Origin of the sequence: Agrococcus sp. BE272 (assembly GCF_031457935.1) — a bacterium.
Classification (GTDB): domain Bacteria; phylum Actinomycetota; class Actinomycetes; order Actinomycetales; family Microbacteriaceae; genus Agrococcus; species Agrococcus sediminis.
In genome coordinates, this window is sequence record NZ_JAVDXL010000001.1 from 512,147 (window position 1) to 525,276 (window position 13,130).

A 13,130-nucleotide genomic window follows, 5' to 3' on the forward strand; every position below is an offset into this window, starting at 1 on the left:
TGGCACTCGGTCAACATGAGTGCCAGCCGCGCCGCGGGTGCTTGGATGAGTGCGATGGATGCCGAGGAGCTGCGACTGCTGCTGTCGAAGGACGGCCTCGCGCTGCTCGAGCGCGCGGAGGCGGGCCTCGACGGCGACGTCGTGCGCGAGGTGACGCGGCTCCGCGCCGAGGGGCACGACCCCCGGCTCGTCGCCGCCGTGCTCACCCAGGCCCGCCTGCGCCGCCGCGCCAGGGCGAAGTTCGGGGAGTTCGCGAGCGGCATGCTCTTCACCGAGGCCGGGCTCGAGCAGGCCACGCGCCTGCGCGTCGCCGCGCACCACGCGGGGCGGATGCGCCGGGCCGGCATCGTCTCGGTGGCCGACCTCGGGTGCGGCATCGGCGCCGACGCGCTCGCGTTCGCGACGCTCGGGCTCGAGGTCACGGCCGTCGAGCGCGACGAGGTGACCGCCGCGATCGCGACGTACAACCTCGCCGCGTGGCACGCATCCGTCGTGCACGGCGACGCGCTCGACACCCCCGTCGACGCGGAGGCGCTGTGGTTCGACCCCGCCCGCCGCGACGGCGCGCGGCGCCTCAGCGACCCCGCCGACTGGTCGCCGCCGCTCGACGCCGTCTTCGCGCGCGCCGCCGCGCAGCCGGCGGGCGTGAAGCTCGCGCCGGGCATCGACCGCGACCTGCTGCCGCCGGACGCGGAGCACCAGTGGGTCACCGACGGGCTCGAGACCGTCGAGGCGGTGGTGTGGACCGGCCGGCTCGCCCGGCCCGGCGTCGCGCGCAGCGCGCTCGTCCTCGGCGACGGCGTCGCCGAGGAGCTCACCGGCGACCCGAGCCACCCCGAGCCCGGCGAGCTCGACGCGTGGCTGTACGAGCCGGCCGGCGCGGTCATCCGCGCCGAGCTCATCGGCGCGCTCGCCGAGCGGCTCGATGCCCGCGCGGTGAGCGACGGCATCGCCTACCTGACGGCCGCGCGCCACGTCGGGACGCCGCTCGCGCAGGCGTTCCGGGTGCGCGAGACGCTGCCGCTCGACGAGCGCCGCATCGCGCAGCGCCTGCGCGAGCTCGGCATCGGCGAGCTCGAGATCAAGAAGCGCGGCGCCGACATCGATCCCGCGGCGCTGCGGAGGCGGCTCAAGCTGCGCGGCGACGCGCGCGCCACGCTCATCCTCACGCGGATCGCCGGGCGGCATCGCGCGGTGCTCGCCGACCGGGCCTGAGCCCGACGAAGCCTGAGCACGACGAAGCCCCCGGCCGCTGGGGCCGGGGGCTTCGCTGGACGACGAGGTCTCGTGACGCGCGCCGCGTGCGGCGCGCTCCTCGACCTGAGCCCTCCGCGCTCACCGCGAGGGTGAGCGCTCCGGGCTCACATCGAGCTGATCTCCATGAGGTACGGGATCCAGTTCACGGCCATGATGATGCCGATCACGAGGCAGATGATGAAGATGATCGAGCCGGCGATCGCGGCGATCATCGGCCACGGCTTCGCCTCGGGGTTCTTCTTCATCGCGACGAAGCCGAGGATCGCGCCGATGAGCGCGAACAGCCAGCCGGAGCCGGCGAACCACATGCCGAGGAAGCCGAGGCCCGTGAGCACGAGCGCGGCGATCGTGATGCCCTTGAGCTTCTTCTCGCCCGCCGGCGCCGCGCCGAACGGCTGCTGCTGGGCGTAGCCGGTGGCGGCCGCGTCGCCGTAGGACTGCGAGTACGAGGGCTGCTGGCCGTAGGCGGCGTCGGCGGGAGCGCTCGAGCCGTACGCCGGCTGCTGGCCGTAGCCCGGCGCCTGCTGGCCGTAGGCGGCCTGCTGGCCGTAGCCGGGCTGCTGCCCGTAGCCCTGCTCGGCCGGCGCCGACTGCCCGTAGGCGGCCTGCTGGCCGTAGCCCTGCTCGGGGGTCGACTGCCCGTAGGCCGGCTGCTGCTGGCCGTACCCGGGCTGCTGGCCGTAGGCCTGGTCGCCGCCGGGCTGCTGGCCGTAGCCGGGCTGCTGGCCGTAGGACGGCGCGCTCGCGCCGTAGGAGGGGGCGCTGCCGCCGTAGGCGGGCTGCTGGCCGTAGCCGGCCTGGCCGTCCTGCGGAGCCTGCTGGCCGTAACCCGGCTGCTGGCCGTAGGCGGGCGGCTGGGCGTGGTCGCCCTGGCCCTGGGCTGCGTCGTGCGGCTGGCCGAACGACGGGGCCTGCTCGGGCTGCTGCCCGAAGTCGGCCGCGGGCTGGGCGGTGTCGGCATCGCCGGGCTGTGCGGCGCCCTCCTGGTCGGGGCGACGGAAGCGGTCGTCGGCGGGCGGGTACTGGTCGCTCACGGGATCCTCCTTGCGATGCGCGACTGCGCGCGTGGTTCACCGTACCCTGCCGCCGAGGCGCGAAGCCTGGAAGCGGGCCGAACGGCAGCTCGGCGCGTCGGGGCTCAGACCCCGGCTCAGACCCCGGGCATCCCCTGCAGTCCCCCGACGACCGTGACGATCATCGCGATGCCCGCGACCGTCGCGGCGATCAGGGCGACGAGCGTCACGGCGCCCAGGATCACGGCCCAGACGGCGAGCAGCCTGCCGTCGTCGCCCGAGCGCCGGATGCGCGACAGCGCGATGAGCCCGAGCACGATCGCGGCGATCGAGCCGAGGCCGACGAGGATCGTCGTGCCGGCGGCCGCCGAGGCGATCGCCCAGATCGCGAGCGCGTCGGTCCTCGGGCCCGGATGCGTGGGCGAGCGGAAGGGCGCGAGCGCCGGCGGCGCGGGCGGCGGGCCCCATCCCGGCTGCTGCCCCGCCATGCTCATGCCCGCTCCTCGTCGGCTCGCGGCCGCGCGAGCCGATCGGCGCGCGGCGCAGGGCGATCCTGCCAGGCCGACCTGTGCATCCGCCCGGTCGCGCCGCTCACGCCGTGACCTGCACGGTGCTCGCGTCGAGCGTCGACTCGGCCGCGAAGCCGGCGGGGCTCGGAGCGTCGCCGCGCGCGACGAGCATCGCCCCGACGGCCGCGATCATCGCCCCGTTGTCGGTGCACAGGTCGAGCGGCGGGATCCGCAGCGCGACGCCCGCCTGCTCGCAGCGCTCGGCCGCGACCTCGCGCAGGCGCCGGTTGGCGACCACGCCGCCGCCGAGCAGCAGGCGCGGGATGCCGTGCGCCGCGCACGCGTCGAGCGCCTTCGCCACGAGCACATCGACGACCGCCTCGCGGAAGCTCGCCGCGACATCCGCCACCGGCAGCGGCTCCCCCGCGGCCTCGGCCCGCTCGACGTGGCGCGCGACGGCCGTCTTCAGGCCCGAGAACGAGAAGTCGAAGCGATGGCGGTCGCGGTCCTTCGGTGCCGTGAGCCCGCGCGGGAAGCGGATCGCCGCCGGGTCGCCGCCCACGGCGGCGCTGTCGATCGAAGGCCCGCCCGGGTACGAGAGCCCGAGCAGCCGCGCCGTCTTGTCGAAGGCCTCGCCCGCCGCGTCGTCGATGGTCTCGCCCAGCAGCTCGACGTCGCCCGCGAGGTCGCGCACGAGCAGCAGCGAGGTGTGGCCGCCCGAGACGAGCAGCGCGACGGTCGGCAGCTCGAGCGGCTCGCCCGAGAGCACGTCGGCGGCGACGTGGCCGACGAGGTGGTTGACGCCGTACAGCGGCAGGTCGCGCGCGGCGGCGAGGCCCTTCGCGGCCCCGATGCCCACCATGAGGGCGCCGGCGAGGCCGGGCCCGGCGGTGACGGCGACCGCGTCGAGGTCGTCGAGGGTGAGGGATGCGTCGGCGAGCGCCGCGAGGATCGTCGGCTGCAGCTCCTCGAGGTGGGCGCGCGCGGCGATCTCGGGCACGACGCCGCCGAAGCGCGCGTGCAGCTCCATCGACGAGGCGATCCGGTTCGCGAGCAGCTCGGTGCCGCGCACGATGCCGACGCCCGTCTCGTCGCAGCTCGTCTCGATGCCGAGCACCACCGGCGGCCGCTGCCCCTGCACCATCACGCCGACTCCCGCTTCATGACCACCGCATCCACGTCCTCCGGCTGGTAGTAGCGCGGCCGCACGCCGATCTCGCGGAACCCGACCGACTCGTAGAGGCCGCGCGCGACCGGGTTGTCGGCCCGCACCTCGAGGAACAGCTCGCGCACGCCGCGCCGCCCGGCCTCGGCGAGCAGCTCGGCGAGCAGTGCGCGCCCGATGCCGCGCCCGCGGGCGCCGGCGGCGACGGCGATCGTCTGCACGTCGCCCTCGACGCCCACGGCGCGCAGGCCCGCGTAGCCGACCGTGCGGCCGTCGTCGTCCTCGTCGACGGCGATGACGTAGCGGCCCCAGTCGCTCGCGATCTCCTGCTGCATGGTGCCGCGCTCCCACGCGCTCGCGCCGAACGACGCCTGCTCGATCGCCATGATCGCGTCGAGGTCGCCGGCGCCCGCGGTGCGGATGACGACGCTCACTGGCTCACCCGCTTCGGGCCGGCCGACGGCGTCGCGTCGGCGTCGCGCAGGTACAGCGCCTGCTCCACCTCGGCCGCCCCGCGCACCGCGGCGCGGGCGAGCAGCGCGGCGTCGACCGCTTCGGCGTCGAGGCGGGGCGCGCCGGCGTGCGCGGCGGCGGGCGGCGGCACCGCGTCGGCGGGCGCGAGGTGCGGGCCGTCGACGACCAGGCCGTCGACGACCGAGCTCCACGCGCGCTCCCGGCGCCGCACATCCGTCGTCACCTGCGCCGTGCCCTCGGTGATGCCCGCGTGGCTCGCGATGCCGACGCACCGCACCCCGAGGCCCATCGCCGCCGCGCGCGCCGCCGCGATGCCGACGCGCAGGCCCGTGAAGGCGCCCGGCCCCATGCCGGCGACGACGAGCTCGATGCGGTCGCGGCGGCCCGCGAGGGCGCGCTCGAGCATGGGCCCGAGGTGCTCGGCGTGGCGCCGCGCGTCGCCCTGGTGCGCGCGGAAGACGACGTCGTCGCCGTCGACGACGGCGACCGAGGTGCCGAGCGAGGTGTCGATGGCCAGGATCACGGTGCCTCCTCCGTCGGGCCCGGGGCGGTGAGCGAGCGCACGCGCGCGGCGTCCCAGCCGGGGCCGTGCCCGCGCAGGCGCACCGAGCGCGGCGACTCGTCGTCGCCGTCGGCCTCGCCGCGGTCGATCTCGACGCGCAGCCAGCTCTCGAGCGCGTGCTCGAGCGGCGCGCCCCACTCGGCGACCGTGATGGCGCCGTCGAGGTCGAGGTCGAGGTCGTCGAGCTCGGCCTCGTCGCCCAGCCGGTACGCGTCGACGTGCTGCAGGTCGGGGCCGGCGGCGGTGCGGTGCGTGCGGGCGATGACGAACGTGGGGCTCTGCACGGTGCCGCGCGCGCCGAGCGCCCGGCCGATGCCGCGCGTGAGGGTGGTCTTGCCCGCGCCGAGCGGGCCGATGAGCAGCACGGCGTCGCCGGCGCGCAGCACCGCGCCGATGCGCTCGCCGAGCAGCTCCATCGCATCGGCGTCGGCGACCGAGCCGGCGACTTCGACCGCCACGCGCGGGCCGATCATGCCGGTGAGCTCGGGGGCGGATGCGTGCTCGAGCACGACCGGGTCGCCGACGCGGGCAGGGCGGTCGCCGACGTCGAGCACGACCTGGTCCATCGCCACCCGCCCGCGGATCGGGTGCGCGCCGTCGCCGGCGACGACGGCCGGGCGGCCGGTGGCGCTGCGCGTGACGCCGTCGGCGTAGCCGAGGCCGACGAGCGCGAGCGTCGTCGCGCTCGGCGTGACGTACTCGCCGCCGTAGGAGACGCCGAGGCCGGGCTCCACCCGCTTGACGCCGACGAGCTCGCCGACGAGGCGGCGGGGCTCGCCGTCGAGCCCGAGCTCGAGCACGCGCCGCGGCGCCGTCTCTGGTCCCGCGGCGACGACGCCCGCGCCCCGGCCGGCCGCGCCCATCCGGGTCACGACCTCGTAGGTGATCGTGCGCGCCGCGCGCGCCCACGCGTCGGCGCTCGGCTCGCCCGCCGCCGGGTCGCCCCAGAGCACGCCGTCGCCGGTGCGCGGCGGCTCGATCCTGAGGCTGCGCGCGCCGACCGCGGCGACGTGCGCGAGCTCGCCGCCGAGCAGCACGGGCGCGCCGACCGCGGGCAGCAGCCCGTCGTCGAGCCCGACCTCGGCGACGCCGTCGACGAAGGCGGCGCTCGCGCGCATCGCGGGCCTGAGGCCCAGCGCCGCGGCCTCCGACCCGTCGCCGGCGCCCGGGCCGCTCGGGTCGACGCCGTACGCGGCCATGCCGATGCGCACGAGGTCGAAGCGGGCCTCCGGCAGCCCGATCGCGGCCGCCGAGCTCGCGAGGTGCCGGAGCTCCAGGCCGAGCGGCTCGGCCTCGGCGAGCGCCGACGCGAAGTCGCGCACCTGCGCGAGGTCGGCCTCGCGGCTCGTGCCGGCGAGGTGCGACATCGCGCCGCGGATGCGCGCGCCGTCGGCGGCGAGCGCGATCGCGCGCGCGATCGCCGCGCTGCGGTCGCCGCGCGCGATGCCGTTGCGGCCGAGGCCCGTGTCGAGCTTCAGGTGGATGACGGCGCCCGCGGCGGCAGCCGCCTCGAGCTGCGCGATCGAGCTCACTGCCACGTCGACGCCGTGGCGCGCCGCGAGCGAGAAGTCGACGCCCGGCCCGTGCAGCCAGGCGAGGATCGGCGCGTCGATGCCGGCGGCGCGCAGCTGCAGCGCCTCCGCGAGGTCGACGACGCCGAGCATGGCGGCACCGCCGTCGAGCATCGCGCGGGCGGATGCGACGGCCCCGTGGCCGTAGCCGTCGGCCTTCACGACGCCGCACACGGGCGTCGCCGCCCGCGCGGCGAGCGCGCGCACGTTCGCGGCGATGGCCGCCGTGTCGACCTCGATGCGCATCAGGACTCCGCGATGACCGTCGCCGTGGCGACGCCCGCGTCGTGGCTCATCGAGACGTGCACGCGCGTCGCGCCGATCGCGGCCGCGCGCTCGGCGGCGGTGCCGCGCAGGTCGAGGCTCGGCTCGCCGCCCGGGCCCTGCACGACCACCAGGTCGACCCAGCGCATCCCCGAGTTCGCGCCGAGCGCCTTGAACGCGGCCTCCTTCGCGGCGAAGCGCGCCGCGAGCGACGGCAGCGACCGCTCGCGGCCGTCGACGAGCAGCTCGTCGGGCGCGAAGAGCCGCTGCTTGAGCCGCGGCGTGCGCGTGACGGCGCGCTCGAAGCGCGCCAGGTCGACGACGTCGACGCCGAGCCCCACGATCACGAGCCGACCCCGGTCATTCGCCGACGAGCCGGATCACTCGACCGTGACCGACTTCGCGAGGTTGCGCGGCTGGTCGACGTCGAGGCCCTTCGCGGTGGCGAGCTCGAGCGCGAAGATGTGCAGCGGCACGACCTGCAGCACGGGCTCGAGCATCGGCAGCGTCAGCGGCACGCGCAGCACCACGTCGGCGTACGGCAGCACCGCGGCGTCGCCCGCCTCGGCGACCGCGATCACGCGGGCGCCGCGCGCCCGGATCTCCTGGATGTTCGAGACGATCTTCGAGTGCAGCAGCGGCTCGTTGCGCGGGCTCGGCACCACGACGAACACGACCTGGCCGGGCTCGATGAGCGCGATGGGGCCGTGCTTCAGCTCGCCGCCCGCGAAGCCCTCGGCGTGGATGTAGCTGATCTCCTTGAGCTTCAGCGCGCCCTCGAGCGCCACCGGGTAGCCGACGTGGCGGCCGAGGAAGAGCACCGAGCGGGTGTCGCTCATCCAGTGCGCGAGCTCGTGCACCGACTCCTGTTCGGCGAGCACCTGGCGCAGCTCGTCGGGCAGCTCGCGGAGCTCTCCGACGACCTCGGCGATCTGCTCCTCCGTCATCGTGCCGCGCACGCGCGCGAGGTGCAGGCCGAAGAGCAGCTGGCCGATCACCTGCGCGAGGAACGCCTTCGTCGACGCGACCGCGACCTCGGGGCCGGCGTGCGTGTAGAGCACCGCCTCCGACTCGCGCGGGATGGTGGCGCCCTGCGTGTTGCAGATCGAGAGCGTGCGGGCGCCCTGCGCGACCGCGTGCTGCACGGCCATCTTCGTGTCCATCGTCTCGCCCGACTGCGAGATCGAGATGACGAGCGTGTGCTCGTCGAGCACCGGGTCGCGGTAGCGGAACTCGTGCGCGAGGTCGACCTCGACGGGCACGCGCGCCCACGTCTCGATCGCGTACTTGCCCACGAGGCCCGAGTAGCTCGCTGTGCCGCACGCGACGATGACGATGCGGTGGATGCCCTGCAGCACCTCGTCGGTGAGCACGCCCAGCTCGCCCAGGTCGACGCCGTGGTCGGTCAGGCGGCCGCGCATGGTGTTCTCGACGGCCTCCGGCCCCTCCGAGACCTCCTTCGCCATGAACGACGGCCAGCCGCCCTTGTCGGCGGCCGAGGCGTCCCAGTTGACCTCGAAGCGCTTCGGCTCGGTCGGGGTGCCGTCGAAGTCGGTGACGGATGCGCTGTCGGCGGTGATCGTGACGATCTGGTCGTTGTCGAGCGCGGCCGCGTCGGGCGTGAACTTCACGAACGCGCTCACGTCGCTGCCGAGGAAGTGCTCGCCCTTGCCGTAGCCGACGAGCAGCGGCGAGTTGTGCGAAGCGCCGACGACGACGCCCGGCTGCTCGGCGTGCATCGCGAGCAGCGTGAACTGGCCCTCGAGCCGGCGCACGACCTGACGCATCGCGAGCGTGAGGTCGCCCGTCTCGCGGTAGGCGCGGCCGAGCAGCTTCGCCGCGGCCTCGGTGTCGGTCTCGCTCGCGAACACCTCGCCCGCGGCCTCGAGCTCGGCGCGCAGCTCGGCGAAGTTCTCGATGATGCCGTTGTGGATGAGCGACAGCCGGCCCTCGTCGCCGAGGTGCGGGTGCGCGTTCTCGTCGGTCGGCCCGCCGTGCGTCGCCCAGCGCGTGTGGCCGATGCCGGTCGACGACTCGGGCAGCGGCGCGTCCGAGAGGCTGTCGCGGAGGACCTTGAGCTTGCCGCCCTTCTTGCGCAGCGCGACGCGGTCGCCGTCGATCACCGAGACGCCGGCGCTGTCGTAGCCCCGGTACTCGAGCCTGCTGAGACCCTCGAGCAGCACGTCGACCGTGCTGCGCTCACCGGTATAGCCCACGATGCCGCACATGCCTCCGATCCTACCGGCGGTAGGCTCCGTGCGATGTCCCAGCCGATCCAGTCGCCGTTCGTCGAGATCGAGCGCCGCGATTGGGCGCGCCTCGCGCCCCGCATGCCCAACCCGCTCACCGAGGCCGAGGTGCGGCGACTCCGCGGCACCGGCGACCGGCTCGAGCTGCGCGAGGTGGCCGAGGTGTACCTGCCGCTGTCGCGGCTCGTGAGCCTCTACCAGGAGTCGGCCGCCCGCCTGCACCGCGAGACCACCGAGTTCCTCGGCGCCACGGCGCATCCGACCCCCTTCGTCATCGGTGTGGCCGGCAGCGTCGCGGTCGGCAAGTCCACGACCGCCCGCCTGCTCAAGGAGCTGCTGAGCCGCTGGGAGGGGTCGCCGAAGGTCGACCTCATCACCACGGACGGCTTCCTGCACCCGAACCGCGTGCTCGAGGAGCGCGGGCTCATGCAGCGCAAGGGCTTCCCCGAGTCGTACGACCGGCGGGCGCTGCTCGGCTTCGTCTCGCGCGTGAAGTCGGGCGAGGCCGAGGTGCGCGCGCCCGTCTACTCGCACCTGTCGTACGACATCGTGCCGGGCGAGGAGATCGTGGTGCGGCGGCCCGACGTGCTCATCGTCGAGGGGCTCAACGTGCTGCAGCCGCCGCCGTCGGGGTCGCACCTGGCCGTGTCGGACCTGTTCGACTTCTCGATCTACGTCGACGCGCGCACGAGCGCGATCCGCCAGTGGTACGTCGACCGCTTCTTCGCGCTCAAGGCGAGCGCCTTCCAGGATCCGCAGTCGTACTTCCACCGCTTCGCGGACATGTCGGATGCGCGGGCGAGGGCCTACTCGACCGACGTCTGGGACTCCATCAACGGCCCGAACCTCGTCGAGCACATCCTGCCGACCCGGCCGCGCGCCGACCTGGTGCTGCGCAAGGACGACGACCACACCATCCGCTCGGTGCTCCTCCGCAAGGTCTGACCCCGCGCCCGAGCGGTGGCTCCCAGCATCGAGTGGCGCCTCCCAGCATCGAGTGGCGGCTCCCGCGATCGAGCGGCGCGTCCCAGCATCGAGCGGCGCGTCCCAGCATCGAGTGGCGCCACTCGATCGCCAGCGGCGCCACTCGATGTCGGGAGGCGCCACTCACGGGTCGGGCTAGGGGCTGGGGATGCCCTCGACGATCGCCGGGGAGTCGGAGACGCGCGGGCGGTCGACCTGGCCGAGCTTCACGAGCACGACGCCCGCGATGATCGCCGCCGCGCCCAGCCACTGCATGCCGCTCGGCAGCAGCCACAGCAGCACGGCGGTCCAGAGGATGCCGAACATCGGCTCGGAGTAGCCGACGAAGCTCGCGAGCGTCGCGCCGAGCCGCCGCGCGCCGAGGATGCCGAGCACGTAGGCGGCGGCGGTCGCGACGAGCACGAGCAGGAGCAGCACCGTCCACGCGGGCAGGGTGGCGCCCGCGAGGACGACGGGCCGAGCCGTGGCGACGAACGGCAGCAGGCCGCTCGCCGAGGCCGCGACGAGCACGATGGCGCCGACGATGAGCCCGAGGCCGGCGAGCGCGATCGGCGGCAGCTCGGAGTCGGCCTTCGACGCGGCGATCCAGTAGCCGGCGTTGCCGACCGCGGCGCCGAGCGCGAGCAGCACCCCGAGCGGGTGCAGCGCCTCACCGCCGACGCCCGAGACGAGCGCGAGGCCGACGAGCGCCACGCCCGCGCCCGCGAGCGTGAGCATCGCCGGCGCGCGGCGGCTCACCGCCCACGTGAAGAAGACGAGCAGCACCGGCCCCAGGAACTCGATGAGCAGCGCGAGCGACGGCTCGATGTAGGCGACGGCGCTGAAGAACGCGAGCTGGCACAGCGCGACCGCGAGGAGCCCCAGCACGAGCACCTCCCGCCACGACCGCAGCACCGCGCCCCACCGGCCGCGCAGCAGCCACAGCGTCGGCACGAGCAGCACGAGCGCGCCGCCCGCGATGCGGGCGGTCGTGACGGCGCCCGGGCTCCAGCCGCCCGCGAGCAGCGCGGAGGCGAAGATGCCGGAGAGGCCGAAGGAGGCCGAGCTCGCGAGGGCGAACGCGAGCCCGATGGGGCGACGGGGCTGCATGGGCGGCTCACAGGGGTGCGAAGGGCTAGCATCGTGCTCACCACGGCGGGCACACGTCACGGCCGTTGGCCCTGACAGTCGTGATCGTAGCCGAGGTGACCGTGTCGCTCCCCTACCCCCGAGAGCTGATCCGCTCCCTGGAGTTCATCGCCGACGTCTGCAACCGCAGGCGCGCCGGCGAGCTCGACTCGGCGGCCAGCCTGCGCGCGATCTGCGCGGAGTGGGGCTTCCCCGGCGCGAGCTCCGCGACGCGCGCGGACGCCGAGGCGACGTGGGCGCACCTGCCGGCCGTCGAGCGGATGTGGGACGGCGAGCGCGACGCGGTCGCGGGCCTCGTGAACCGCGTCTTCGACGAGACCGGCGCCCGGCCGCACCTCGTGCGGCACGACGGCTCCGACTGGCACCTGCACGGCCTGCCCTCGGGCTCGCCGATCGCCGACCGGATCGCGGTCGACGCCGCGATGGCGATCGCCGACCTCGTGCGCGCCGACGACCTCGAGCGCTGCCGGCGCTGCGCGGACAGCCGCTGCGACCGCATGCACCTCGACCTGTCGCGCAACCGGTCGCGGCGCTTCTGCTCGACGACGTGCCAGTCGCGCACCAACGTCGCGGCGTTCCGCAGCCGCCACGCGGCCGACGTCAGGACGTGACCGACAGCTCCTGTCGCACGAGGTCGGCGAGCTCGTCGGCGATCGTCTGGGCGATGTGGCGCTCGTGCGCCTCGACCATGACGCGCACCATCTTCTCGGTGCCCGACGGGCGCAGCAGCACGCGGCCGTTGCTGCCGAGCTCGTGCTCGGCGCGCGCGACGGCCTCGGCGATCGGCCGGTTGCCGCGCAGGCCCAGCCTGTCGACGCCCGGCACGTTCACGAGCACCTGCGGGTAGACCTCCATCACCGAGGCGAGCTCGGCGAGCGTCTTGCCGGTGCGCACCATCTCGGCCGCGATCTGCAGGCCGGTGAGCACGCCGTCGCCGGTGGTGGCGTAGCGGGAGAAGATGATGTGGCCCGACTGCTCGCCGCCGAGCGCGAGGCCGTACTCGCCGAGCGCCTCGAGCACGTAGCGGTCGCCGACGGCCGTCTGCACGAGCTGGATGCCGTGCTCGTCCATCGCGACCTTGAGGCCCAGGTTCGACATCACGGTCGCGACCAGGGTGTCGTCGGTGAGCAGGCCCCGGCGCTTGCCGGAGAGCGCGAGCAGCGCCATGATCTGGTCGCCGTCGACGACGTCGCCGTTCGCGTCGATCGCGAGGCAGCGGTCGGCGTCGCCGTCGTGGGCGATGCCGAGGTCGGCGCCCGACGAGAGCACGAGGTCGCGCAGCTGCTCGAGGTGGGTCGAGCCGACCTCGCGGTTGATGTTCGTGCCGTCAGGGTCGTTGCCCATGACGGTCACCTTCGCGCCCGCGTCGGCGAAGGCGCGCGGGCTGACGCCGGCGGCCGCGCCGTGGGCGCAGTCGAGCGCGACGTGCAGGCCCTGGAGGCTCACCTCGAGCGTGCCGAGCAGGTGCACGAGGTAGCGGTCCTCGGCGTCGGAGAAGCGGCGGACCGTGCCCACCTCGGCGCCGATGGGGCGCAACGGCGGCGCGCCCAGCGCAGCCTCGATCTCGTCCTCGACCGCATCGGGCAGCTTGCGCCCGCCCTTGGCGAAGAACTTGATGCCGTTGTCGGGCGCGGGGTTGTGCGACGCCGAGACCATCACGCCGAAGTCGGCGTCGATGTCGCCGATCAGGTACGCGGCCGCGGGCGTCGGGATGACGCCCGCGTCGAGCACGTCGACGCCGCTCGAGGCGAGCCCCGCCGACACCGCGGCGACGATGAACTCACCCGAGATGCGAGGATCCCGCGCCACGACGGCGACAGGGCGCCGCCCCTCCTGCCGGGCTGTTCGCCCGAGCACGAGTGCGGCGCCCTGTGCGAGCGCCAGCGCCGACTCCGCCGTGATGTCGAGGCCTGCGAGACCTCGAACCCCGTCTGTGCCGAAGAGGCGCGACATG

General features: G+C 75.0%; 13 protein-coding genes. 3 read left to right on the top strand and 10 right to left on the bottom strand.

Translation table 11 applies throughout. The annotated features are described in order from the left end of the window. Window positions 1-54 precede the first annotated feature (54 nt). Complete coding sequence (locus J2X49_RS02420) at window positions 55-1,215, top strand: class I SAM-dependent methyltransferase (RefSeq protein WP_310122095.1); 1,161 nt, start codon at window positions 55-57, stop codon at window positions 1,213-1,215. Window positions 1,216-1,361: 146 nt separating this feature from the next. On the opposite strand, the gene J2X49_RS02425 is transcribed toward J2X49_RS02420, so the two are convergent. The 8 genes from J2X49_RS02425 to glmS form a co-directional block, all read right to left on the bottom strand. Next, window positions 1,362-2,291, bottom strand: coding sequence for a hypothetical protein (locus tag J2X49_RS02425; RefSeq protein ID WP_310122097.1), 930 nt, complete (start codon window positions 2,289-2,291; stop codon window positions 1,362-1,364). Window positions 2,292-2,407: 116 nt separating this feature from the next. Next, the gene (locus J2X49_RS02430) at window positions 2,408-2,764 is read right to left on the bottom strand and encodes a DUF4190 domain-containing protein (RefSeq protein WP_310122099.1); all 357 of its coding nucleotides are present in this window, start codon (window positions 2,762-2,764) and stop codon (window positions 2,408-2,410) included. A 97-nt stretch (window positions 2,765-2,861) separates the two neighbouring features. Continuing rightward, window positions 2,862-3,923, bottom strand: coding sequence for a tRNA (adenosine(37)-N6)-threonylcarbamoyltransferase complex transferase subunit TsaD (tsaD, locus tag J2X49_RS02435; protein ID WP_310123914.1), 1,062 nt, complete (start codon window positions 3,921-3,923; stop codon window positions 2,862-2,864). After that, window positions 3,923-4,378: a ribosomal protein S18-alanine N-acetyltransferase gene (gene rimI / locus J2X49_RS02440; RefSeq protein WP_310122102.1), complete on the bottom strand. Its 456-nt coding sequence runs from the start codon at window positions 4,376-4,378 to the stop codon at window positions 3,923-3,925. Before rimI ends, tsaD begins: the two co-directional genes overlap by 1 nt. Continuing rightward, on the bottom strand, window positions 4,375-4,941 hold the full coding sequence (tsaB, locus tag J2X49_RS02445) for a tRNA (adenosine(37)-N6)-threonylcarbamoyltransferase complex dimerization subunit type 1 TsaB (RefSeq protein WP_310122104.1): 567 nt from the start codon (window positions 4,939-4,941) through the stop codon (window positions 4,375-4,377). The genes rimI and tsaB overlap by 4 nt, the downstream gene beginning before the upstream one ends. Then, window positions 4,938-6,797 carry a tRNA (adenosine(37)-N6)-threonylcarbamoyltransferase complex ATPase subunit type 1 TsaE gene (tsaE, locus tag J2X49_RS02450; protein WP_310122107.1) on the bottom strand — a complete coding sequence of 620 codons (1,860 nt, stop codon included), beginning with the start codon at window positions 6,795-6,797 and terminating at the stop codon, window positions 4,938-4,940. The genes tsaB and tsaE overlap by 4 nt, the downstream gene beginning before the upstream one ends. Next, a complete protein-coding gene (locus J2X49_RS02455; protein WP_310122109.1) occupies window positions 6,797-7,162 on the bottom strand; it encodes a holo-ACP synthase in 366 nt (121 codons plus the stop codon). Before J2X49_RS02455 ends, tsaE begins: the two co-directional genes overlap by 1 nt. A gap of 33 nt (window positions 7,163-7,195) precedes the next feature. Then, complete coding sequence (gene glmS / locus J2X49_RS02460; RefSeq protein ID WP_310122112.1) at window positions 7,196-9,043, bottom strand: glutamine--fructose-6-phosphate transaminase (isomerizing); 1,848 nt, start codon at window positions 9,041-9,043, stop codon at window positions 7,196-7,198. 33 nt (window positions 9,044-9,076) lie between these two features. On the opposite strand from glmS, the gene coaA reads away from it, so the two are divergent. Next, window positions 9,077-10,009 (top strand): type I pantothenate kinase, encoded by a 933-nt coding sequence (gene coaA / locus J2X49_RS02465; RefSeq protein WP_128190450.1) that lies wholly within the window; start codon window positions 9,077-9,079, stop codon window positions 10,007-10,009. 174 nt (window positions 10,010-10,183) lie between these two features. On the opposite strand, the gene J2X49_RS02470 is transcribed toward coaA, so the two are convergent. Next, window positions 10,184-11,137 (bottom strand): DMT family transporter, encoded by a 954-nt coding sequence (locus tag J2X49_RS02470; RefSeq protein ID WP_310122117.1) that lies wholly within the window; start codon window positions 11,135-11,137, stop codon window positions 10,184-10,186. 95 nt (window positions 11,138-11,232) lie between these two features. Between J2X49_RS02470 and J2X49_RS02475 the strand changes: the two genes are divergently transcribed. Next, a complete protein-coding gene (locus tag J2X49_RS02475) occupies window positions 11,233-11,787 on the top strand; it encodes a CGNR zinc finger domain-containing protein (protein ID WP_310122119.1) in 555 nt (184 codons plus the stop codon). Here the strand turns inward: J2X49_RS02475 and glmM are convergent. Beyond that, window positions 11,777-13,129, bottom strand: a complete 1,353-nt coding sequence (gene glmM, locus J2X49_RS02480; RefSeq protein ID WP_128190185.1) for a phosphoglucosamine mutase — start codon at window positions 13,127-13,129, stop codon at window positions 11,777-11,779. The genes J2X49_RS02475 and glmM overlap by 11 nt on opposite strands. Between the last annotated feature and the right edge of the window lies 1 nt (window position 13,130).